The organism is Streptomyces kunmingensis, assembly GCF_039533535.1.
GTDB lineage: Bacteria > Actinomycetota > Actinomycetes > Streptomycetales > Streptomycetaceae > Streptomyces > Streptomyces kunmingensis.
The window spans coordinates 311,682-332,603 of sequence record NZ_BAAATS010000028.1; the positions used below are offsets into that span (position 1 = coordinate 311,682).

At 70.2% G+C, this 20,922-nt stretch carries 22 protein-coding genes, 1 tRNA gene and 1 pseudogene; 12 read left to right on the forward strand and 12 right to left on the reverse strand.

What is annotated here, in order from left to right; translation table 11 throughout:
- From ABD366_RS32365 to ABD366_RS32375, 3 genes are all read right to left on the reverse strand, one after another.
- Nucleotides 1-507 carry a hypothetical protein gene (locus tag ABD366_RS32365; protein WP_324770978.1) on the reverse strand — a complete coding sequence of 169 codons (507 nt, stop codon included), beginning with the start codon at nt 505-507 and terminating at the stop codon, nt 1-3.
- A gap of 41 nt (nt 508-548) precedes the next feature.
- Nucleotides 549-1,295 carry a class I SAM-dependent methyltransferase gene (locus ABD366_RS32370; RefSeq protein WP_324770977.1) on the reverse strand — a complete coding sequence of 249 codons (747 nt, stop codon included), beginning with the start codon at nt 1,293-1,295 and terminating at the stop codon, nt 549-551.
- Between the two features lie 151 nt (nt 1,296-1,446).
- Nucleotides 1,447-2,343, reverse strand: coding sequence for an alpha/beta fold hydrolase (locus ABD366_RS32375; RefSeq protein WP_324770975.1), 897 nt, complete (start codon nt 2,341-2,343; stop codon nt 1,447-1,449).
- A gap of 568 nt (nt 2,344-2,911) precedes the next feature.
- Between ABD366_RS32375 and ABD366_RS43610 the strand changes: the two genes are divergently transcribed.
- The 3 genes from ABD366_RS43610 (at nt 2,912) to ABD366_RS32390 (ending at nt 5,767) form a co-directional block, all read left to right on the forward strand.
- Nucleotides 2,912-3,388: a ribosomal maturation YjgA family protein gene (locus ABD366_RS43610; RefSeq protein WP_411293763.1), complete on the forward strand. Its 477-nt coding sequence runs from the start codon at nt 2,912-2,914 to the stop codon at nt 3,386-3,388.
- Nucleotides 3,389-3,589: 201 nt separating this feature from the next.
- On the forward strand, nt 3,590-4,912 hold the full coding sequence (locus ABD366_RS32385) for an aldehyde dehydrogenase family protein (protein ID WP_324770974.1): 1,323 nt from the start codon (nt 3,590-3,592) through the stop codon (nt 4,910-4,912).
- Between the two features lie 186 nt (nt 4,913-5,098).
- Nucleotides 5,099-5,767: a Type 1 glutamine amidotransferase-like domain-containing protein gene (locus ABD366_RS32390; RefSeq protein WP_324770973.1), complete on the forward strand. Its 669-nt coding sequence runs from the start codon at nt 5,099-5,101 to the stop codon at nt 5,765-5,767.
- 34 nt (nt 5,768-5,801) lie between these two features.
- Here ABD366_RS32390 and ABD366_RS32395 read toward each other — a convergent pair whose 3' ends face one another.
- Entirely contained in the window at nt 5,802-6,167 is a 366-nt protein-coding gene (locus ABD366_RS32395; RefSeq protein ID WP_324770972.1) for a hypothetical protein, read from the reverse strand.
- Between the two features lie 81 nt (nt 6,168-6,248).
- Nucleotides 6,249-6,929 (reverse strand): hypothetical protein, encoded by a 681-nt coding sequence (locus tag ABD366_RS32400; RefSeq protein WP_324770971.1) that lies wholly within the window; start codon nt 6,927-6,929, stop codon nt 6,249-6,251.
- A 174-nt stretch (nt 6,930-7,103) separates the two neighbouring features.
- On the opposite strand from ABD366_RS32400, the gene ABD366_RS32405 reads away from it, so the two are divergent.
- On the forward strand, nt 7,104-7,322 hold the full coding sequence (locus ABD366_RS32405) for a hypothetical protein (protein WP_324770970.1): 219 nt from the start codon (nt 7,104-7,106) through the stop codon (nt 7,320-7,322).
- 69 nt (nt 7,323-7,391) lie between these two features.
- A complete protein-coding gene (locus ABD366_RS32410) occupies nt 7,392-8,096 on the forward strand; it encodes a hypothetical protein (RefSeq protein ID WP_324770969.1) in 705 nt (234 codons plus the stop codon).
- Between the two features lie 75 nt (nt 8,097-8,171).
- On the opposite strand, the gene ABD366_RS32415 is transcribed toward ABD366_RS32410, so the two are convergent.
- The 3 genes from ABD366_RS32415 to ABD366_RS32425 all read right to left on the reverse strand — a co-directional run bounded on the left by ABD366_RS32415 (nt 8,172) and on the right by ABD366_RS32425 (nt 10,507).
- Nucleotides 8,172-8,246: transfer RNA gene (locus ABD366_RS32415), tRNA-Trp, on the reverse strand.
- Nucleotides 8,247-8,336: 90 nt separating this feature from the next.
- Nucleotides 8,337-8,993: a hypothetical protein gene (locus tag ABD366_RS32420; protein ID WP_324770968.1), complete on the reverse strand. Its 657-nt coding sequence runs from the start codon at nt 8,991-8,993 to the stop codon at nt 8,337-8,339.
- Nucleotides 8,994-9,031: 38 nt separating this feature from the next.
- The gene (locus ABD366_RS32425; protein ID WP_324770967.1) at nt 9,032-10,507 is read right to left on the reverse strand and encodes an alpha/beta hydrolase; all 1,476 of its coding nucleotides are present in this window, start codon (nt 10,505-10,507) and stop codon (nt 9,032-9,034) included.
- Nucleotides 10,508-10,716: 209 nt separating this feature from the next.
- On the opposite strand from ABD366_RS32425, the pseudogene ABD366_RS32430 reads away from it, so the two are divergent.
- The 4 genes and pseudogenes from ABD366_RS32430 to ABD366_RS32445 all read left to right on the forward strand — a co-directional run bounded on the left by ABD366_RS32430 (nt 10,717) and on the right by ABD366_RS32445 (nt 14,377).
- Nucleotides 10,717-11,894: pseudogene (locus tag ABD366_RS32430) on the forward strand (sensor histidine kinase).
- Between the two features lie 141 nt (nt 11,895-12,035).
- Nucleotides 12,036-12,686 (forward strand): response regulator transcription factor, encoded by a 651-nt coding sequence (locus ABD366_RS32435; protein WP_324771047.1) that lies wholly within the window; start codon nt 12,036-12,038, stop codon nt 12,684-12,686.
- Nucleotides 12,687-12,860: 174 nt separating this feature from the next.
- Nucleotides 12,861-13,769 carry a hypothetical protein gene (locus tag ABD366_RS32440; RefSeq protein WP_324770966.1) on the forward strand — a complete coding sequence of 303 codons (909 nt, stop codon included), beginning with the start codon at nt 12,861-12,863 and terminating at the stop codon, nt 13,767-13,769.
- 134 nt (nt 13,770-13,903) lie between these two features.
- Entirely contained in the window at nt 13,904-14,377 is a 474-nt protein-coding gene (locus tag ABD366_RS32445) for a hypothetical protein (protein WP_324770965.1), read from the forward strand.
- 295 nt (nt 14,378-14,672) lie between these two features.
- On the opposite strand, the gene ABD366_RS32450 is transcribed toward ABD366_RS32445, so the two are convergent.
- Nucleotides 14,673-15,083, reverse strand: a complete 411-nt coding sequence (locus ABD366_RS32450) for a hypothetical protein (RefSeq protein ID WP_324770964.1) — start codon at nt 15,081-15,083, stop codon at nt 14,673-14,675.
- 178 nt (nt 15,084-15,261) lie between these two features.
- Nucleotides 15,262-15,552, reverse strand: coding sequence for a hypothetical protein (locus tag ABD366_RS32455; RefSeq protein WP_324770962.1), 291 nt, complete (start codon nt 15,550-15,552; stop codon nt 15,262-15,264).
- 330 nt (nt 15,553-15,882) lie between these two features.
- Here ABD366_RS32455 and ABD366_RS32460 point away from each other — a divergent pair, with 330 nt between their 5' ends.
- Together ABD366_RS32460 and ABD366_RS32465 are read left to right on the forward strand one after the other, a co-directional pair.
- Complete coding sequence (locus tag ABD366_RS32460) at nt 15,883-17,691, forward strand: RICIN domain-containing protein (protein WP_411293762.1); 1,809 nt, start codon at nt 15,883-15,885, stop codon at nt 17,689-17,691.
- A 147-nt stretch (nt 17,692-17,838) separates the two neighbouring features.
- Nucleotides 17,839-18,342: an NUDIX hydrolase gene (locus ABD366_RS32465; RefSeq protein WP_324770960.1), complete on the forward strand. Its 504-nt coding sequence runs from the start codon at nt 17,839-17,841 to the stop codon at nt 18,340-18,342.
- 96 nt (nt 18,343-18,438) lie between these two features.
- On the opposite strand, the gene ABD366_RS32470 is transcribed toward ABD366_RS32465, so the two are convergent.
- A complete protein-coding gene (locus ABD366_RS32470) occupies nt 18,439-18,630 on the reverse strand; it encodes an antitoxin (protein WP_324770959.1) in 192 nt (63 codons plus the stop codon).
- Nucleotides 18,631-18,746: 116 nt separating this feature from the next.
- Nucleotides 18,747-19,640: a helix-turn-helix transcriptional regulator gene (locus ABD366_RS32475; RefSeq protein ID WP_324770958.1), complete on the reverse strand. Its 894-nt coding sequence runs from the start codon at nt 19,638-19,640 to the stop codon at nt 18,747-18,749.
- Nucleotides 19,641-19,862: 222 nt separating this feature from the next.
- On the opposite strand from ABD366_RS32475, the gene ABD366_RS32480 reads away from it, so the two are divergent.
- A complete protein-coding gene (locus ABD366_RS32480; RefSeq protein WP_324770956.1) occupies nt 19,863-20,630 on the forward strand; it encodes a glucose 1-dehydrogenase in 768 nt (255 codons plus the stop codon).
- The last annotated feature ends 292 nt before the right edge of the window (nt 20,631-20,922 follow it).

Genomic DNA, 20,922 nt, shown 5'->3' on the forward strand with positions numbered 1-20,922 from the left:
TCAACGGCCGTCCGCGGGCCTGTCCTGCTGCCAGGCGTAGACGCGGACGCGGTCGAGATGAAGTTCGTTCGGGCCCATGCAGTCGGCGGCCCAGGTGGCCAGACGTGAGCCGCAGGAGCAGGCCAGGTTGGGGCCGTGCGCCCCGGTGGGGCCACAGCACCCGAGCCAGTTGTCCCCGAGTGTGAAGGGTTGCAGCTGTGGCAGGACATCGTCCGGGTGGACGACGAGGCTGTCGCGCCATCCGGCGGAGACCGTGTCCTCGGTGCCGGCCCGCAGCAGTTCGCGCCCGGCGCCGCGGGCGCGGTGGCGGGACGCGGGTGCGAGGACGAACGGGGCGCCCCACGGGCCGGGGTCGATGGCGTAGCGCCCGCGGGGGACGGTGGAGAGAGCCCGGCCGGTCTGCTTGTCCCGGCCCCGATCAGGGTCGTCGACGTCCGGAACGGCCGGGAGCGCTGTCAGGCCCCCGGTGAGCGCGGTCGCGCACTTGGTGCAGTAGAAGACGGTCACAATGGTGAAGGCGACTCGGGATCCCAGGGACGCGTGCGGGGCTACCGCGCGGGCGGGATGCGGTAGACGGAGACATGGGACCGTGACTCGGCGGTGAACTCGGCGTCGGCCCAGTCCGCATGCCGGGTCTCCAGTTCGAACCCGGCGAGCTGCGCCATGAGGTCGAGCTCCGATGGCCAGATGTAGCGGTGCGGGCTCTGGAACAGCTCAGCGGTTCGCTCGCCCTCTTCGAAGTCGAAGTGGTGAGAGACGACGTGCTGGGTCAGGACGTCGTAGGTGTCCAGACTGATGTGTCCGGGCCCGGACTGACAGACAACGGCCTTCTGGTCCGGCGGGAGCTTGTGCACGTCGGGCACCCAGAGTTCGATCACGAACCGGCCTCCAGGCTCAAGATGGCGGGCGGCGTTGCGGAAGCACTGGACCTGCTCCTCCTGAGTGAGCAGGTTGGAGATCGTGTTGAACACGAGGTAGACGAGGGTGTACTTCCCCGGAGCGACTGCGGTCGCCATGTCACCCATGAACACGGGGATCGTTGCTTCGTCCGCCTTGGTGCGCAGTTGTTCCACCATCAGCGGCGACAGTTCGATGCCGGTGACGGGGACCCCTCGCCCGGCGAGCGGGACGGCTACCCGGCCGGTCCCGATGGCGAACTCGAGCGCTGCTCCGCCCTCGGCGAGCTGGGCGAGCCGGTCCACGGTCGGCTCCAGGACCTCGGGCGCGAACATGCCGGAACCGGGTGTGTCATAGCGCCCGGCGGCATCGGCGTCCCAGATCTTCTCCTGCTGCATGCCGCCAAGGCTCACCCTCGGCGGCAGGCGATGTCCAACCAGTTTTCAGCCCGGAGCCGTGCACAAGATCCGGCACGGTAAGTCCGTGGCAAGGGTGGCAGCTGCGGGCTGCCACCCTTGGTCCGTCAGGCGGCGGTCTCCTCCTGGTGGGTCAGACGGTCAGCTGAGCGAGGATGCGGGCGAGTTCCGCCGGCTGGAGGACGAAGCCGACGTGGCTGGTGTCCAGGGTGTGCACGTCGTAGGGGTTGTCCGGGGTCAGGGCGTCGCATTCGGCGATCAGACGGTCCTGCATCGCCACGGGCAGCGTCCGGTCGTCGGCCAGACGGACGTAGGTGCGGGCGATGGTGCCCCAGGTGTCGGCGTGGCCGCGTGCGTCGTCCGTCATCACCGCCAGCGACTCGTCCGGCTGCAAGGTGTTGAGGAAGGTACGGAACTGCTCGTCGGTGCCGTCGGCCATCATCGCCGCTTTGAGCGCGGCCAGCAGATGCGGGTCGGCGGTGCGGTAGTTGGCCCGGCCGACGCCGAGCTTCGCGGGGTCGCCGACGTTCAGCGCGTACAGCGGGCCCAGCAGGTTCTCGCCGAATTCGGGTTCCTGCATGTACTCGACGGGGCTGGAGCGCTGCACGCACGACCAGGCGGATATGTAGACCAGGCGGTTCACCAGGTCGGGAATCGTGTTGCCGACCCTGGTGATGGTGGTGCCGCCGAGGCTGACGCCGACCAGGACCACCGGCCCGTGCTCGGCCACCCGCCGGACGACATCGACGACCATGTCGACGTTGTCCTGCAGGGTGATTTTCGCGAGGCCGGACGGTTCGGCCGCCCATGCCTCGAGGTCCTGCGGGGCCTGGTAGGCGGCCGAGTACTGGGCGTCGAAGCCGTGCCCGGGAAGGTCGACGGCGAAGCTGCGACGGCCGAGCAGCGCCAGCTCGCGCTGGACGGGAGCCCACATCAGCGAGCTGGAGCACGAACCGTGCACGAGCACGAACGTGGCGTCCGCGGCGCCCGCCTGCCGGGGGCCGGGGGAGTGGCTGGGAACAGATGTCATACGGGTCAGTCCTATGTCCGGTGGGCGGCGCGGCCGGGCGGGCATGGCGGAGAAGCCGATGCCTGCGTGGTGCGCCGCCGAAGCGTGCCGAAACCTGCGGGAGGAAACGGAGACACCTGTTGCCAGGCGCATCGCGATTCCCGGAGCCGGGCGCACACCCGCCGGTGGCAGCGTTCGACCAGCGCCTGCCGACCCGTCAGGGGCAGCACACGCCGTCGAAGCGCTCACCGCAGGCAGTGCGCGTCGGTGGGCAGGGCCGAGCGACACCCGCGGGGCAATGGTGAGACCGTGGCGGTCTCCCCGCGGGTTCCTCGACCGGCGCCGGTCGCTGAGTGACGACGGCGGCAGAGCTCTCAGGCGGTCCGGAGACGGACGAACATGTAGGACATGACAAGGACCGTACCTGAATTCGGATCACCGGCGGGGGTTGTTTCCAGCTCGGCGAGACGGCCTTGGCCGTGGCGATGCCCTGCGGAAATCGCCGTGGTGAAGCCTTCCGGACGGGCCTCGATCGGGACTCGTCCGACGTCCGGACTCCGGCCCGGGCACGGCGCGTAAAGTCCCGACGATGAGCAGACGGTGGTGGGGGTTCGGCGCAGCGGTAGTGACTGTCGCGGCAGGTCTCGGTGTCCGGGCGTGGGCCGGCGGGTCCTTCGCGAAGTACGCGGGGGACGCTCTCTACACGGTGCTGGTGTGTGCCGTCGTGGTCATGGTGGCGCCCCGGCTGCGGCCCGTTGTCGCCGCCGGCATCGCGCTGGGGTTCAGCTGGGCCGTGGAACTGTTGCAGATCGTGGGGATCCCGGCTCCTCTGCGGCCGCTCCTCGGGGCGACCTTCAACGCGCCGGATCTGTTCTGGTACGTCGTGGGAGCCGTCCTGGGGTGGTGTATCGCCCTGCGGGGCCGGGGGCGAACGCCAGATGTCCGCCGCTCAGCGAGAGACGAGTACGAGGTGGCGGCAGCCGGAGCGGCGGGGCGGCCCCCGGACGGATCAACACTCGACAGCGATCACCCCAGGGCCGGAATGCCACAACTGCCTGCGGAGTAACAGGAGTTCACGGAGGTGTACGCCGAAGGCGGGGCGGCTTCGCTGTAGAGCCGGAGCGGGGAACGTCGCGAAGGAACAGGCTTGAGCGAGATCAGGAGTGGGCGGGCGGGAAGAACATCGCACCTCCGATTGTTGGCTAATACAAGTACATGGCGTACATGTGCGTACACATATACGTACCCCCCACCCCGTACAGGAGTCATGGTGCAGTCCACCGTTGAACACCCCGCCGACGTCGTCAGCCGGCTGCGCACCACCTTCCGCTCCGGGCGCACCAAGCCCCTCTCCTGGCGCACCGAGCAGCTGCACGGCCTGCGAACCATGCTGACCGAGCACGGTCAGGACCTTGCCGCCGCACTGCTGGCGGACCTGGGCAAGGGTGAGGCGGAAGCGTTCCGCACCGAGATCGACTTCACCGTGCGCGAGATCGACCACACCCTGGAGCGGCTGGCCGACTGGCTGCGACCCGAGCCCGTCGACGTGCCCGAGCGGCTCGGCCCGGACGCCACGGCCTGGACCGTGCAGGACCCCCTGGGCGTCGTCCTGGTCATCGCGCCGTGGAACTATCCGGCGCAGCTGCTGCTCGCCCCGGTCGTCGGCGCGCTCGCCGCGGGCAACTGCGTCGTCGCCAAGCCGAGCGAGCTGGCTCCGGCCACGTCCCGCGTCATCGCCGACCTCCTGCCGCGTCACGTGGACAGCGACGCGTTGGCCGTGGTGGAAGGCGCTGTACCGGAGACCACTGCCCTCCTTGAGCAGCACTTCGACCACATCTTCTACACCGGCAACGGCACCGTGGGCCGCATCGTGATGCGCGCCGCCGCCGAACACCTGACGCCGGTCACCCTGGAGCTGGGCGGAAAGTCGCCGGCGTTCGTGGACCGCGACACGGACCTCGCCACGGTGGCCGCCCGGCTGGTGTCCACGAAATTCCTCAACGCCGGGCAGACCTGTGTCGCCCCGGACTACGTCCTGACCGACCCCAGGACCGCGCGCGAACTGGAAGGGGCGCTGGAGAAGGCCGTACAAGAGACCTTCGGGTCGGATCCGGCCCGGACGTCCGCGTACGGCAGGATCGTCAACGACCGGCACTTCGACCGGCTGACGGGTCTTCTCGGCTCCGGCCGCGTGGTGGTCGGCGGTGAGCACGACCGTGCGACCCGGTACCTCGCCCCGACCGTGCTCGCCGATGTGGCGCCGGACTCACCGGTCATGGCCGAGGAGATCTTCGGGCCGATCCTCCCGATCGTGGAGGTCGAGGACCTCGACGAAGCCATCGCGTTCATCAACGAGCGCGACAAGCCGTTGGCCCTCTACGCGTTCACGCAGTCCGCGGCGGTTCGCGACCGGCTCATCGCCGAGACCTCCTCGGGCGGCGTCGGAATCGGGCTGCCGGTCGCCCATCTCACCGTGTCCGACCTGCCGTTCGGCGGCGTGGGCGAGAGCGGCATGGGCCGCTACCACGGCCGCTACTCGCTGGAGACGTTCAGCCACCGCAAGGCCGTACTGGACAAGCCGCTCGGCTGAGCCACGTCGGCACGCCGGGGGGCGTCACCGAGCCCCGGTCCCTGCCCGCGGCTCCGGCCTCAGCCCCGGCTCCCGGCGGGCCCGGGAGCCGGGGCTGAGGCCGTAGCCGATGCGGTCGTGCCATGACGGTACGGGTGGATCGTGGGTTCGTTGCGCAGCGCCCGTCAGCCGTGGTTGGCTCGCCCGATGAACTTTCTGCTGACGGCGAGCGGCCTGCGCAACGAGACACTGCGAGATGCGCTGCGGGACATGCTGGGAAAGCCGTTCGGATCCGCGAACGTCGTGTTCGTTCCGACGGCATCACTCGCCGAGTCCGGGGACCACGGGTGGTTCGTAGAGGACATGAACCGGCTGCACAGCCTCGGCTGGCGGGAGTTCGACGTCCTGGAGCTGAACGGCCTGCCCCGGCAGATGGTGCTCGACCGGCTGCTCCACGCCGACGTCATCTATGTCGAGGGCGGCAGCCACTACCACCTCGCGCGCAGCATCACCGGCAACGGCCTGGCCGAGGGCTTCCTTGAGGCACTGGAGAACCGGGTCTATGTGGGGGTCAGCGCCGGATCCATGATCTTCAGCCGCCATCTCACCGAACACTCCGCCGACGTCATCGGGGACACCAAGGACCTCCACGTGCTCGGCGCGACGACCGTGGAGCCGCCGTTCGGCCTCTTCGACTGGTATCTCAAGCCCCACCTGTACTCACCGGACTTCCCCGAGCGGGACGACGCCTGGGCTGATCGCATCACCGCACGCGCGGACTTCCCGATCTACTTCATCGACGACGAGACGGCCGTTCGCGTCAGGGACGGCAAGGTGGACGTCATATCCGAAGGCCGGTGGCGGTTCCAACCGTGACGTAGCCGTGGCGGGAAAACTGCGCCGGACCGGGTCAGAACCGTCCCCGCCCCTGCGCGGGGTGCGTCATCCGCCGCTGCCGGCGTACGCGCTGCGTCATCACCAGACCGGGGATGCCGAGCCCCAGCAGCACCGGGACCGCGGCGGCGAGGGCGACCCAGAGGATGAGGGCGAGATAGCCGAGGGCCTGCTTGTCCCGGTCGGCGTCGGCCAGTGCCAGGAGCACGAAACTGGCGACGAAGGCCACCGCCATGAGGGCCGCGAGACCGACCGCCAGCCAGAGCAGGATCGCGGCCCAGCGCCGGTAGCCGGCGCTGATCTCCTGAACGTGGGGCGGGGCGTACCCCAGGGGCGGGCCGGGTATCGGCGCAGGGTGATGGGGTGGCCACTGATCGGACATGGTGCCCAGTTCTACTGGGCGCGGCCCCGAAAAACCACCCCTGCCGCCACAGCCCGTGCCGTGTCACGGCGGCATTCACATCTACTTCTTCGCGGAGTCCCACGCTCCGGCATTGAAGCTGCGCAGCAGGGCGATCAACGCGGCCCCGAGCCGCCAGTCCACCCCCGGGGCGTGCACATGCAGTGCTTCGCCCTTGGATCTGAACTCCAGCGGGACCTGTCCGTTCGCCCGCCATCTGATGCGGCGGGGAGCGCGAGCGAAACCGCCCTCGTTGCCCGGGACACTGTCGAAAACGCTGGCCACGAGAACCGCCACCATCAAGGGCAGCAGCAGCCACCACATCCACCACCACAGGATGCGGCCCTTGAGGCCCACGGCATCGGGGCCGCCGGGCTGCGTCACGATCCAGCGGGTGCGCAGGCGCCTGCCGCGGAGCGCCTTCTCCCGCACGAGCGTGCCGAGGTGTTCCCCGTGCGCGCCGAGCACCTGGAACCTCGCGACGCCTCGAGCCGCCGACAGGGTCACCACGGTCGCCACGCGTTCCCGCCGGTTGTCGTCGGCCCAGAGCGCGAAGGCCCGTGCCCCGCTGCGACGTGCCGCGCGGTAGGCGGGTATGCCGCCGGGCGGCAGCTCGCGCTCCACATACACGGCGGAGGGCGCCGCTCCCGACGTGTCGGCGAAGCTGACCAGGTTCCCCACTTTCGCGGGCGCGTGGTCATCGACTCTCTTCGGGCCGCCATACATGGTCAGTACGTTGCTCATGCGGGAGCTCCTCGGGGTGTGGCCGGGGTTCGGAGACAGGCCCCGAAGTCTCACTCACCGGCGTGTGCGAGGTACAGACGGCGCGACGGGACGGTGCCGGTCCGTCGGTCGGTGAGAGGACGTCGATCACGGACTCATGGGTGTCAGGCGCGTCGGAGCGAGCACACGGTGGGCATGACGTCTTGGAAGGTTGCCATAGAGAAGAACGACGAGGACGGCCTGGTCAGCGAGGCCGAGCCGGATGCCGTCGCCCACGCCTACGACGTGGACGCCGACAGGCTGCCGCACCACGTCACGTCCGCGTACGCCGTCAAGCCGGATGTGGACTGGGCGATGGCGCTGCAACGGGGGAAGCGCTGCCCCGAGTGCGCGGACGCTGTGCCGCCGCACTAGCGCGCAGTGCCGTCGGCGCCTCTTACGGTTCCATGCCTGGTCGGGGACGTTCGTGGGTACGCGGTGCGCGTGAGTCATGAGCGAGTGGTGCGGTTGGTGGAGCGGGCCGCTGCGGGGGACGAGGCGGGCCTGCCGGGCCGGTTGTGCCGGGCTGTCCGCGACGGCCTGGGGATGGACGGGGCGACGATGTCGCTGCTGACGCACACCGACGCGCGTCAGCTGCTGTGCGTCACCGGGGACGAGGCGCTCCGGCTGGAGCAGCTGCAGTTCGAGTCGGCCGAGGGCCCCTGCATGGCGGCGTCGGAGTCCGGGATCCCGGTCGTGTGCATGGACCCTCGCGACTGCCTGTCCCTGTGGCCGATCTTCGGCTCCCGGCTGAGCGAGGAACTCTCCGACATCGCTCTCGTTCTCGCGGTGCCCCTGATCCCGTCGGGCGGCAGAAAGCCCGTCGGGTCACTGGACGTGCTGCGGCACACCCCCTGGCGGCCCCGCGAGAACCTCGTCGCCGAGGCCACCGCGGCCGCCCAGGCCGTCACCGACATTCTGCTGCGCCGGGCAGTGCACCACTTCGGCGGCACGGAGCCGCTGCCGTGGGAGCCGGCGGACGTGATCGACGCCCACTGGGGGCAGACCCGCCGGGCCGCCGGGCGCCTCGCCGCGCGCCGCGACATCGAGGTCTCGGAGGCGCTGGCCCTGCTGCGGGCCCGCGCCTTCGCCACCGGCCGCCCGCTTCCCCAGGTGTCCGGCGACCTCTTGGACGAGCCGGGCGACTAGGAACAGCGGCCTGTGCCGTGACCGGGTGGCCTGCGCGAACTCGGCCGCACAGGCCACCCGCCGCCCCTCATCGAGCAGGGGCGGCAGGATTCGAACCTGCGGCGTGCGGGTTTGGAATCCGCTGCTCTGACCGGCCTGAGCTACGCCCCCTGGGTGGTATGGAGCGTGCCATCGTGGCGCCCGGGCGTGCCACTGGATTTTCCCGGGCGACGGCGGGACAGATTGCCCCCGGGCCGACCGTCACCCCGCCGTACCGTCGAGCAGCCTGCTGTAGCGCAGCCGCAGAGCCCGTTCCGTGCCGGCCGTCAACGTGATCACTGTCAGCACGGCGTTGCCCCAGAGCGACGGATGGACCGGCGAGGTGAAGGCGCCGACGTGCTCGGTCACCACCGGTACCGCGGTGGCCTTCTCGGCGAGCTGCCCGATGAGCAGGACCAGGGCGACGACGAGCACGGTCAGTGAGACGGTGCCGATGCCGCGGCTCAGCGCCGGGTGGGCGCGGTCGAGGTGGGCGCGGCGGCCCTCGGCGGAGTCGCTGTCCGGGACCAGCAGGTGTTCGGCGCCCTGCGTGGTGACGTAGTGGCAGCGGCGCAGGCCGAACGCGCTCAGCCGCACCTCGACGGTGCCGCCTGGGACAGGGAAGGCGGCGGGGAGTTTCGAACGGGCGTGATGCCTGCCGTCGAGGTACAGGTCGGCCTTGGCCTGCGCGGACGTCTGGTCCTGACCGCGCTTGACGTCCACGGCGTAGATCGCCTGCCCGCCGCCGCTCCCGGCGGGCAGGCGCAGGTAGAACAGGGAGCGGTAGGGCAGTTGCCACCAGCGGAACCGCTCCAGCGGCCGACCGTCCCCCGGGGTGATCCGCCGGGCGGCCCGGCGCTCGCGCATCTCCTCGAACATGTCCGGCACCTCCATCGCTCGCCAACTCGTCCGCGCACCTACTTGGTCGGGTCCGGTTCCGCCGCGCAGTGCAGGTCCCGCGCCGGGCGCTGCCCGGTCGTCAGGAACGCCGTCGCCGCGTCGTTCGCGCACCTGTTGGTGCCGTACGGGTAGACCCCGTGGCCGCCCTGGTCGGCCGTCACCATCCTGGCCCGGTCACCGAAGGCCCGCCGAAGCTGTCGGGCGCCGGCGAGCGGTGTGCCCGGGTCGCGCTCGTTCTGCACCATCAGGACGTTCGACGGGCCCCGGCCGGTGATGCGTACGGGCGGTTCGGTCCGCTCCTCGGGCCAGAACGCGCACGGGTTGATGCTCGCCGTGGAGCCGCCCAGCTTCGGGTACTTCAACCGGTCGACGGCGACATTGCGCCGGTAGTCGCGGACCGTGCCCGGCCAGCGCGAGTCACCGCAGACCACGGCGAATCGTGAGGCCATGAGGTTCTCCACATCCGGGGTCACCTCCGGGAGCGGCAGCTCCTTGCCCGTGTCCGCCGCCTGCCAGAACTCGGCGAGCCCGGGCAGGGAGGCGTCGGAGTAGAGCTGCTCGAAGGTGAAGGCGCGGAACCCGGTCCCGTTGACGCCCTGGACCGGCTTCGCGTCGAGCTTCGCCGCGAGCTCGTGGAACTTGGCGGTGATCTGCCCACGGGTGGAGCCCAGGCCGTACTCGGGGTGCGCGGCGGCGAACGCGGCGAAGTCGGGGAAGCGGTCCTCCATCCCGCGCGCGAACAGCCGCATGGCCGTGACGTCGTACCCGCCGGGGCCCGTATTGCTGTCGAGGACGATCCGGTCGCCGCGCCGCGGGAACAGCGTCGTGTACACCGCGCCGAGGTAACTGCCGTACGAGCCGCCGAGGTACGACACCTTCGGCTCACCCAGGGCCGTGCGCAGACGGTCCATGTCGCGCGCGGTGTTGGCGGTCGTGGTGTGCGGCAGCATCCACGCCGTCCGCGACCCCGCGCACTGGCCGGCGATCTTCCGCGCGTACCCGGCCTCCCGCGTGACGTCGGCGGCGGTGTGCGCGTACGCCGGGAAGTTGCCACGCCACTGCTGCTCGTGCGTCAGGTCGCAGGTCACCGGCGTACTGCGGCCGACACCGCGCGGGTCGAAGCCGATGACGTCGTACGAGTCGAGCACGGACTGCGGCAGTCCCGAGGCGGCGAGGACGGCGGGGTACGTCAGGCCCGCGCCGCCCGGTCCGCCCGGGTTGGTCAGGAGGACGCCGCGCCGCTTCGAGGGCTTCTGGCTCGCCAGGCGGGAGACGGCGACCTCGATCTGCCGGCCGTCCGGGTTCCGGTAGTCCAGCGGAACGTCGAGCGTCGAGCACTCCAGGCGGGGCGCGGCAACACCCTCGGGACACGGCCCCCACCGCAGGGCATCCGGCGTCGTGGGCGTCGTAGCCGCTGAGGACGCGGCCGCCGGGAGCGAGGTCGCCGCCGCCACCGCCGCGGTGGTGAGAGCGAGGGACAGACTTCTGCGCATGAGGTGTCCTCCAGAGGCCGTGAAGAGGGCTTGACCGGTACATGCACGAGTCTGTTCGCCGGGCGGAGCGGGCACATCGGCCCGGCGGCCCGGCCCGGCCCCTACCGCGGGAGAGGCGGGTATTAGACCTGGGTCGAAGGCACATCGGTCCCGGGTCTGATCCACGGGTCGTACGAGGTGGCGACAATGGCCTGGTGAACACGGATGTGATGCCCCGGCTCGGGGAGTGGCAGCAGACCTGGCGGCTGTCGGTGGCCGTAGTCGTGAGCCTGCCGATCTGGCTGTCGACCCTCGCGCTGATGCGGCACCAGTCCGGCGGCCCGACCTCCTGGAACCTCGTCGGCGATCCGCTGGTGGCCCTGGGCTGTCTGACGGCGCTCCTGTGGCGGCGCCGGTGGCCCCTCGCGGTCGCCCTGCTGGTCACCGTCGCCTCGACCGTGTCGGCACTCGCCACCGGTACCGCGCTGCTGGCGCTGTGCTCGGTCGCCACCCGACGCCGTCCGCTGGAGATCGGGGCCGTCGTCGCGGCCTACGTGGTCGCATCACAGGTCGCCGTCGTGGTGTACCCGGTCGAGGAGCCGCCCGCCTCGCTGTGGTGGGTCCAGGTCGCGGTGCCGGCGCTGACCGCGGGGATCGCGGTGGCCGCCGGGATGGCGGTGGGGGCGCGGCGGGTCGAGGTGCGGTCCCTGCGGGCGCGTGCGGAGAGCGCGGAACGGGAGCAGAACGCGCGGGCGGCGCAGGCGCGGGCCATGGAACGCAACCGGATCGCCCGCGAGATGCACGACGTCCTCGCGCACCGCATCTCCCTCATCGCCATGCAGGCCGGCGTCCTCGACCACCGCGGTGACCTCCCGGCCGAGGAGAACCGCGTACTGGTCCGGGGGATCGCCGAGGGTGCCACCAGGCGCTGGAGGAACTGCGGGAGGTGCTCGGCGTGCTCCGCGCCGACCCCGGCCGCCCGGAGCCCCCGCAGCCGTCCCTCGACGGGGTCCCCGCCCTGGTGGCCGACGCCCGGACCTCGGGGCTCGACGTCACGCTCACCGACGCCGTGACCGCGACTCCGCCCGACGGGGTCGGCCGGACCTGCTACCGCGTCGTCCAGGAAGCGCTGACCAACGCCGCCAAGCACGCGCCCGGCGCGGTCGTGGAGGTCACCCTCGGCGGCGCCCCGGGCGGCACCCTCGACGTCGGCGTCCGCAACGGACCGGCCGCCCTGCGCACCGCCCCGCCGCCGGCCTCCGGCTTCGGCCTGCTCGGCCTCGGCGAACGGGTCACCCTCGCCGGCGGCGAACTGCACCACCGCCCCACGCCCGACGGCGGGTACGTTCTCACCGCACGAGTGCCCTGGCCGGACAGCCCCGCCCACAGCCAAGAAAAGAGCGCCTGAGTGGAAAGCCGACCCGGTCCCGCGGGGCCCGTACCGCCGTCCGTTCCGCCGTCCGTTCCGCCGTCTGTACCGCAGTCCGTACCGTCATCCGGTTCGTCGTCCGTACCGACCTCGGGGCCGACCTCGGGACCGCCCGTACGGATCGTCATCGTCGACGATGAACAGCTGGTGCGCATGGCCTTGCGGCTCGTCATCGACGGTGAACCGGACCTGGCCGTCGTGGCGGAGGCGGCCGACGGGAACGCCGCGCTCACGCTGGTCGAGGAGCACCGGCCCGACGTGGTCCTGATGGACATACGGATGCCCGGCCGCGACGGTCTGGACACGACCCGCGAGCTGCTGTCCCGGCCGGCGCCGCCCCGCGTGCTGATGCTGACCACCTTCGACTCCGACGACCTGGTGCTCGGGGCGCTGCGCGCCGGCGCCCTCGGGTTCGTCCTCAAGGACACCCCGCCGGCCCGCATCCTCGACGCGGTGCGCACCGTCGCGGACGGCAATCCCGTACTGTCCCCAGCCGCCACCGCCCGGGTCATCGCTGCGGCCACGGGGCCCGACTCCGCGCACACCCGCGACCGCTCCCGCGAGGCCGCGCGCGAGCGGCTGTCCGTGCTGACCGACCGGGAACGAGAGACCGCGCGGGCCATCGCCGACGGACTCGGCAACCCGCAGATCGCCGAGCGCCTGCGCGTCACCGTCGCGACGGTCAAGGCCCACACCGGCAGCCTCTTCGCCAAGCTGGCGGTCGAGAACCGCGTCCAGATCGCGCTCCTGGTGCGTGACGCGGAGGACTGACCGAGCGGAGGACTGAACGAGCGGAGGACTGAACGAGCGGCGTGGCGGAACGCACCCCTACAGCCGTGCACGCCTGACCAAGCTCCCCGCACGTACGGCCAAGTTCCGTCCCCGCGCCCGTCCTACGGTCATCGGGCGATCTCGGAATCCGGTGCCGGAAAAGGGGACACGTCCGTGAGGAAGAAGACCTTCGTCGCCGCTGCCATGACGGTGGTGGTGTGCTGCATGGCCGGCTGCGGTGCGCAGGCGGAGCGGCGGACCGCCGCGGACGTCGCGGTCCGGGAGCGCACCGTCCGGGATCTCACCGTCCGGGAGGAGATCGAGATTCAGCGCGCCGAGGAGCGGCTCGTGAAGCAGTGCATGGAGGCGAAGGGCTACCCCTACTGGGAGTTGCCGGTCCCCGGAGTGGACGAGCGCCGGGCCGGCCGTTACGTCACCGACGACGTGGAGTGGGCGAAGAAGTACGGGTACGGCCGAGGCTTCGAGGAGCGGGCGGAGAAGATCCGCAGAACCGACCCGACCACCGTCTACCAGAACAAGCTCCGCCCCAAGGAGCGAGCCGCCTACGAGAAGGCCCTCGACGGCGACTACCGGGACCGGATGAGCACCGAACTGCCGGGCGGGGCAGGCACGGTGGACGCTCCGCGTGGCGGTTGTGCGAACGAGGCACGCTCGAAGCTCTACGGGGACTCCGAGGAGTGGTTCGTCACCCGCAAGACCGTCGAAGGTGTCCTGCCGCTGTACGGCCGGGACCTCATGAACGACGCCCGCTTCACGAAGTCCGTCGCGAAGTGGGCGCGGTGCATGAAGGAGGCCGGCCGCCCCTTCGACGACCTCGACCAGCTCCGCGGGAACCGCGCGGCGGTCACGGAGGGAATGTCCTCGGCCGAGGCGCACGAGTTCGACGCGGAGCTGGCGGTCCTCGACGCGACTTGCGCGAAGAAGACCTCCCTGGCCAGGACGATGCGCACCCTCGAGACCTCGTACCAGGAGAAGGTCCTCGAACGGTACGAGAAGGAACGGGCCGACTATCGCGGGATGCGCCTGAACGCCCTGGCCGAGGCCGAAGACATCCTCTCCTGACGCTGACGCTGACGCTGTACCGAGCAGGCCCGTAGGTCACTCGTGGCGGATCCGCTCCGATGCCGATGCCGATGCCGATGCCGTGTCCGCCGATCACGGGAATCCAGAAAACACACTCACCGAAGGAGTTCACCATGCGCAGATTGTCCGCCGCGGCTGTCGGAGCCGTGTTCGTCGGTATCAGCCTCGCCGGTCCCGCCCCCAGCGCCTCCGCTGCCGAGGCGGCCACATGCTGGGACATCTTCTACAAGACGGCTCGCGCCGGCTACATGTACGCCTACAACGGCGCCAACTGCCAGGGGCAACTCGGCCTCGCACTCGGCAACGACCAGGACTGGGGCGACTCGGCAAGCAGCTTTCAGGGGACCGACAACAACAAAGCCTCCTCGATCCTGAACAAGGGAAACTACTCGCAAGTCAAATTCTTCGCGTTCCCGCTGAGTTACCCCAACTTCAACCCCCACATCTGCCTGAGCCGCGCTGAGGGCTTCGCCTCGAACCTCAGTGACGACGACTTCATGGAAGATCCGATCTTCGGCACCGCCAACAACAGCATCAGCGCGCACATCTGGGTCGATTCGACCTCATGCAGTGCCTACGCGCAGTGACCCTCTGAGCTGCCATCCTGGTCGGCATTCTCTCTGGCACGGGTCAGTTGGAACACCCCGTTGAAGTCGCTCGCCTGGGTTCCGGATCCGCCCCCGGCGCGCCTCGCGTGGTCGGCGTGGACGCATACGCCCAGCGCGGGGGGCGGATCCGGCGCAGCTGGGCGTGATGCAGTCCGCCGGGGCTAGGTCCCCGGTCGCGTTCGAGCGAGTGAAACGTGCCCGACGGCAGCGGGCGAGCGCGCGATGGGCGCAACCCAGGTGCTGGACGGGGCGACAGCGCACTGCGGCGGTCCGTTCATTGCTGCTGAGCCTCAAGGCGGGCGTTCACACGACGCAACGCACCTTGTATTGGCTGAAGGTCGGGCACTCCGGCATCGGTGAAGTAGGCGTGGGCGCGCAGTAGGCGATCCTGGGCAGTGGCGAGATCGTCGGACGCTTCCGCGGCCTGTCCCCAGGCCATCATGATGCGGGCCAGGTACTGGCTCGAGCCGGAGTTTTCCATGACAGTCCAGGCGGCGCGGGCGAGTTCGAGCGCCTCTGACGCACGACCGACCCGGGTCAGGGCTACCGTCGGCCACCCGGAACGGAAACCCGTGACCGACTCCGAAACCGTCTCCGTGACCGCGCGGTACGCGAATGGCAGCGTCAGCCCACTCGGCTCCACCCTTGACCAGCGCCCGTCGAGCCGTCGCAGACCGTGCCGCAAACCCCGCCCTCCGGCGCGAACGCCTGGCCAACGCCCCTCAGCCGCTTGCTGTCGAACCCTCGGCGACCGCGCCGCGGCCGCCCCGAGGACCGGCCGTGACCGCGGCCTGGAACTCCAGGGCTTGCGGTCCTCCTCCGTTGCCGGCCTGGCCGATCTGACGGAGGAGGACCCGTCACGGTCAGCCGCGGAGCAGTGAGGTGTGGATGCGGGCGACAGCCCGCAGCACCTCGTCGCGGTTCTTGGCCTGCTGCATCCACGCGGGCAGGCGGGCCACCACGGTCATCTTCCGGCCGTGGTCGTGCCAAGGAATCCCCTCGCGCAGTGACGCCTGTACAAATCTCTTGATCACCTCAAGGTGTTCCAGGTTGTAAGCCCATACCCATCCGCGCCGGGTCTCGGTCTGCAGCCACAGACGGGCGCCGAAGTACGGGTCTGTGGCCGGCTCGCGCGAGTTCCGATGCAGGGCCACATATCCACGGCTCCACTCCCTTGCCGCCCCGCAGTTCCGGCAGACGAGACGCTGGTCGCACGCGTCGTGGCGGGGCCGGGCCGGCCGTATGTGAGCCGAACGCGATGGGCCCTACCCGTTATAAGTCAAGCTCAGAGCGTCGGCCGCTTCTTGCACAGCTGGTTCCGGGTAGCCGCGCTTATGGGCTCTCGGAGTCTCCGCTACACGAACGCCGCTGAGGCCGCGCCTCCCTGATGGTCCTGAACAGCACAGCCGTCCCGCCCATTTACATCGATGTACACGCGGCTCTAGATTGACGCGACGCCCCACGTGTCCGCAGGAAGGAATGCCGTGTTCCCGTTCCTCTCGTTCCGCGTGCCCCGACGCCGACGCCCCCCATCCGCAGGTCACAGCGCCGCCCGAACGCGCCGGTCTGGGTCCCGCGCGCATCTCTCCAGACGGGCGGCACAGACAGCCGTCCTCGGACTGGCCGTCGTCCTCGGCCTGTCCCTCGGTCCTTCCGCCGCCGCGACCGCGGCCCCCGCCGCCGAGCCTCCCGCCACGGGCACCGCCGCAGCGGCGAGCCAGGCACGGACCGCGAGCGCGCGGACGGGGGATGCCTCCGTCCTGGCGACGGGCACGGCGCTGGGCACCGGCACCGGCCTGTACCCCCGTGCCGTACGCCTTGCCCACAACGGCTCCGCGAACGGCCGGATCATCGCGAGCGTCGTGTCCTTCGACGGCAACAACGGAATCGGGGCGATCCACGAGAGCACCGACTCCGGAGCCACGTTCAAGCAGGTGGGCAAGGTCGCCGACCCGGAGTCGTCGGGCGGCCAAGGGCTGTGCTGCACCACGCTGTTCGAGCTTCCCCGACAGGTGGGAGGCCTGCCAGCCGGCACACTGCTGTGGGCCTCCTCCGCCGGTCAGGACGAGCAGAACCGACGTATGTCACTGCGCATCTGGCGAAGCAACGACGTGGGCCGCACCTGGTCCTACCTCTCCGCCTGTGCCACCGCGACCAACACCGAAGGCCTGTGGGAACCCGAGTTCTCCGTCGCCTCCGACGGCGCGCTGGTGTGCCACTACTCCGACGAGACGGACTCCGCGCACAGCCAGAAACTCGTCGCCGTACGCAGCTATGACGGTGTCACCTGGCAGGGCAAGCACGACACCGTGGCGAGCAGCCTGTCGACCGATCGGCCGGGCATGCCCGTGGTGCGCCAACTGCCCAACGGCACCTACTTCATGAGCTACGAGATCTGCACTCCCGGCGGCCAGTACCAGTGCGTGGTGCACTACCGGACCTCCGCGGACGGCTGGAACTGGGGCACCCCGACCTCTCTCGGCATCCGGCCCGAGACGGTCGACGGGAAGTACTTCCGTGCCGCGCCCACCATCGCCTGGGCACCGGCACCCGACGGCAGCCCCAATGGCAGGATCCTGCTGATCGGACAGCGTCTGCTCAACAAGGACGGCTCCGTCGCGGCGGACAGCGGGCACACCATCCTCGCCAGCACGGAGAACGGCAGCGGGCACTGGTACGAGATGGACTCCCCGGTGTCCGTTCCGTCGCCGGAGGTGAACTACTGCCCCAACTACAGCTCGCCGCTGCTGCCCTCGGCCGACGGGAAGCGGGTGCTGCAGTTCGCGACCGACTGGGACGGTTCGGTGTGCCGCCCCTACTACGCCACCGGCAGCCTGCTCGGCAGCGCCGACGCCACTGGTGTCACCGACGGGGCGACCTACCGGCTGGTGAACGCCAACAGCGGCCACTGCCTCGACGTCTCCGCGGACTCCCGCAATCCCGGCGGCAACATCCAGCAGTGGACCTGCAACGGCCTCGGCCCGCAGAAGTGGAAGTTCAGCGCTCGCGGCGACAGCAACTTCACGCTGACCGGCGTCAACAGCGGCTACTGCATGGACGTAGAGAACGGCTCCGCCGCACCGGGCGCCAACGTCCGGCAGTGGTACTGCAACAGCGCGGCGGCGCAGGACTGGCGCCTGTCGAACGTGGGCCGTGGCTACTACCGGCTCGTCGCCCGGTCCAGCGGCCAGTGCCTGGACGTGTCCGGCGGCTCCCGCGACCCCGGCGGCAACGTCCAGCAGTACACGTGCAACGGCCTCCAGCCGCAGATCTGGAAGCTGGAACGAGCCTGACACGCCCGTAGCACGTTCGTAGACCGCTGAACTCGTGGGGTCACCTCCAGGTGCACGCTCGGAGGTGACCCCCACATCGCAGGTCTCCGGCCATCTCCGCGGCGGCCCCGGCGCCGGTGAACTGGCCGTACCCGTAAGGTCAACGGCATGACAGCGCAGGATCTGAAGACTCCCGAACCCCGAGTTCAGCTGGTTATTGGCATCGTTCGCCGAGGCGACGAGATTCTGCTTGTGCGAGAGAGCCTCGGCGCCGATGGTGAGATGCGCTGGTCGCTGCCCGGTGGCGGGGTCGAGGACGGCGAGCTCATGCACGAAGCTCTCCGCCGCGAGTTGCGGGAGGAGACCGGGCTGCTGGTGGGCGACCCGGTGCGGACCGCCTTCCTCATGCACATCGATTCCGAGCGGCACCCTTCGGCAGTGGCTGCCGCCTTCGAGATCGACGCATGGGCCGGGGACCTCGCGCCACAGGACCACGACATCGAACAAGCCGCCTTCTTCCCCCTGCCCGACGCCCTGAAGCTGCTCGGCGAACTGGACAGCGCGACCCAGCGCGACCCCATCGTCGGCTATTTGAGCGGGGCCATCGCGCCGGGGACCACCTGGCTGTACCGCAACCGGGGTAAGAAGGAGACACTCATCGCCCGCTGGTAGGGGACATGTCGCCCGGGCGGCGCCGGCACATCGACGTAAGCAAGCGCGCAGCGGCGCCCCCGGCCGAACAGCCGGGGGCGCCGCGATCAGAGGACCTCAGTGTCCGTCCGTGCCACTGCCGTAGCTGCGGCGGGCGGCGTCGGCGGCCTTGTCGGTCTGCGCGTCGTACTTGTTGCCCGTACGTTCGTCGATGGCCCGCTCGGCGCCCTCGACGCCCTTGTCGGCCTGGTCCGGGTGTCCCTTGGCCATCTGCTTGGCCTTGTTCGCCATCTCGCCCAGCTTGCCCATGGTGGATACCTCCTACGTTCGTACGTGCTTTGTGCGTCGTGCGTAACGACGGGTACCCCGGATCTCGCGCGGAATCCTCTATTCCCTTTCGGATTCGCGTCAGGTCGAGAGATCACCTAGGGGTGACGGGGGCGAGTGCGACGTGTTCCGTCGTTGCTGGTCGGCTGCTTCTGTGTGTCGGCCCAGGCTGCCAGCAGGGTGAGACCGTCGGCGCTGGGCGTGCCGGGGTCCGCGGTGTAGGTGGTGATCGAGACGTGCGGGTCGCCGGGCAGAGCGAAGTCGTCGTAGGCGAGGTCCATCGTTCCGGCGGCCGGGTGGTGGATGACCTTGCGTCCGCGCGAGTGGCGGCGCACGTTGTGCTGGGCCCAGCGGGTGCTGAAATCGGTGCTGCGGGCGGAGAGCTCGCCGAGGAGTTCGGTCACCTGTTGGTCCAGCGGGTCACGCCCGGCGGTTGCGCGGAGTATCGCGACCAGCTGGTCCTTCGCGTCATCGATGTCGGCGTAGAAGGCTTTGGCGCGCGGATCGAGGAACACGTATCTGGCGAAGTTCGGTGGCTGCTGCGCCATGGTCAACAGGTCGGCGTACAGGGCGCGGCCCAGGTCGTTGGCGGCGAGGAGATCGAGACGGCCGTTCTGTACCACGGCGGGAACACGCATGGAGTCGAGGACCTGCTGCACCGATGCGGTGATGGGGGAGGTGGGCTCGGGGTGCCTGCGGCGTGAGCCGGGGGCGACGTTGCGTGCCAGGTGGTAGAGGTGGGCGCGCTCGTCGTCGTCGAGTTGCAGCGCAAGGGCGATCGCGTCGAGGACGCTCTCGGACGCGCCGCCGAGCTGGCCGCGCTCCATACGGGTGTAGTACTCGACGCTGAGGCCGGCGAGTATCGCGACTTCTTCGCGCCGCAGTCCTTCGACGCGACGGTCACCACCGACGTAGGGCAGCCCGGCCTGCGCGGGCGTGATCCGCGCCCGGCGGCTCATGAGGAAGCCCCTGATCTCCTGCTGAAACTCCATGGCCTCCACGTTAGGACGCCCCTTTCTGTTCTGGGGGTCCCTGAGAGTGCCTGGCAGGCCTCCGCGAGACGAGGGACGGTGGTGAGGCACCCCAGGAAATCTGTGTGCGTGGCCCCGGGGCGGCAGCCCTGGCCCCAACGCACCCATTCCCGCGCCCTCACCCGGGACCACACACGTCCCGGGCAGGTTGCGGGACCTCACCCAATACAGCGGGAGAACATCATGAACCCCACCTACGACTTCTCCGGACAGGTGGCCCTGGTCACCGGCGCCGCCTCCGGCATGGGCCTGGCCGCAGCCCGTGCCTTCGCCGACTCCGGTGCCGCCGTGGTCCTGGCCGACCTCGACCACGATGCCGTCCACAACGCGGCGAAGGAGATCACCGACCGCGGAGGACGGGCGACCGGTGTCGTCTGCGACGTCACCGACGAACAGCAGGTGGAAGCGGCGGTGCAGCGCGCGGTGACGGAGTACGGCCGCCTGGACATGGCGTTCAACAATGCCGGCATCCAGGTGGAGCCGACCGACGCGGCCGACGAGACGGCCGACTCCTTCGACCGGGTGAATGGCGTCAACCTGCGCGGTGTCTGGGCGGCGATGAAGCACGAACTGCGACAGATGCGCGAGCAGGGCAGCGGCGCCATCGTCAACTGCTCCTCCCTGGGCGGGCTCGTCGGGCTGCCCGAGCGTGCGGCCTACCACGCCTCCAAGCACGGCGTCATCGGCCTGACCCGCAGCGCCGCGGTCGAGTACGCGTCCCGGGGCATCCGCATCAACGCCGTGTGCCCCGGCGTCATCGACACCCCGATGGTCGCCGACATGGTCGAGAACCAGGCCGAGGCCATGGCCGGGATCATCAAGGAACAGCCCATCGGCCGACTGGGGCGAGCGGACGAGGTCGCGGCAGCCGTCCTGTGGCTGTGCAGCCCCGGCGCCGGCTTCGTCGTCGGAACGGCTCTCCCCGTCGATGGTGGCTTTACCGTCCACTGATGACGGATGCGGACTCGGGGTATTCCGGCCGGCCCATGCCCGGTCGACGTGGCGAGATGCATGGCCCTGACCGGAACTGCGCGTGGTGCCCCGTCCGGCGGCTGCCGCGAGCGTTGCCGCCGGTTCCCATGTTGCGCGCAACATACTGAACGACCCTTTTGCGCGACCGGGGCGATGACCTCCTTGGATACGGTTTTCGGTAATGATGCCGTGAAGCGCAACACCGCGTCGGGAGCGTTGTTGCAGGATTTTCGGCACGCAACGCACCCCGCGCACTCCATCCTTTGTGTCA

Coding starts and splice junctions, on each gene's coding strand:
- ABD366_RS32370 (WP_324770977.1), bottom strand. CDS start 1,295: ATGCAGCAGGAGAAGATCTGGGACGCCGATGCCGCCGGGCGCTATGAC.
- ABD366_RS32375 (WP_324770975.1), bottom strand. CDS start 2,343: ATGACATCTGTTCCCAGCCACTCCCCCGGCCCCCGGCAGGCGGGCGCC.
- ABD366_RS43610 (WP_411293763.1), top strand. CDS start 2,912: ATGAGCAGACGGTGGTGGGGGTTCGGCGCAGCGGTAGTGACTGTCGCG.
- ABD366_RS32385 (WP_324770974.1), top strand. CDS start 3,590: ATGGTGCAGTCCACCGTTGAACACCCCGCCGACGTCGTCAGCCGGCTG.
- ABD366_RS32390 (WP_324770973.1), top strand. CDS start 5,099: ATGAACTTTCTGCTGACGGCGAGCGGCCTGCGCAACGAGACACTGCGA.
- ABD366_RS32395 (WP_324770972.1), bottom strand. CDS start 6,167: ATGTCCGATCAGTGGCCACCCCATCACCCTGCGCCGATACCCGGCCCG.
- ABD366_RS32400 (WP_324770971.1), bottom strand. CDS start 6,929: ATGAGCAACGTACTGACCATGTATGGCGGCCCGAAGAGAGTCGATGAC.
- ABD366_RS32405 (WP_324770970.1), top strand. CDS start 7,104: ATGACGTCTTGGAAGGTTGCCATAGAGAAGAACGACGAGGACGGCCTG.
- ABD366_RS32420 (WP_324770968.1), bottom strand. CDS start 8,993: ATGTTCGAGGAGATGCGCGAGCGCCGGGCCGCCCGGCGGATCACCCCG.
- ABD366_RS32425 (WP_324770967.1), bottom strand. CDS start 10,507: ATGCGCAGAAGTCTGTCCCTCGCTCTCACCACCGCGGCGGTGGCGGCG.
- ABD366_RS32445 (WP_324770965.1), top strand. CDS start 13,904: ATGCGCAGATTGTCCGCCGCGGCTGTCGGAGCCGTGTTCGTCGGTATC.
- ABD366_RS32465 (WP_324770960.1), top strand. CDS start 17,839: ATGACAGCGCAGGATCTGAAGACTCCCGAACCCCGAGTTCAGCTGGTT.
- ABD366_RS32470 (WP_324770959.1), bottom strand. CDS start 18,630: ATGGGCAAGCTGGGCGAGATGGCGAACAAGGCCAAGCAGATGGCCAAG.
- ABD366_RS32475 (WP_324770958.1), bottom strand. CDS start 19,640: ATGGAGTTTCAGCAGGAGATCAGGGGCTTCCTCATGAGCCGCCGGGCG.
- ABD366_RS32480 (WP_324770956.1), top strand. CDS start 19,863: ATGAACCCCACCTACGACTTCTCCGGACAGGTGGCCCTGGTCACCGGC.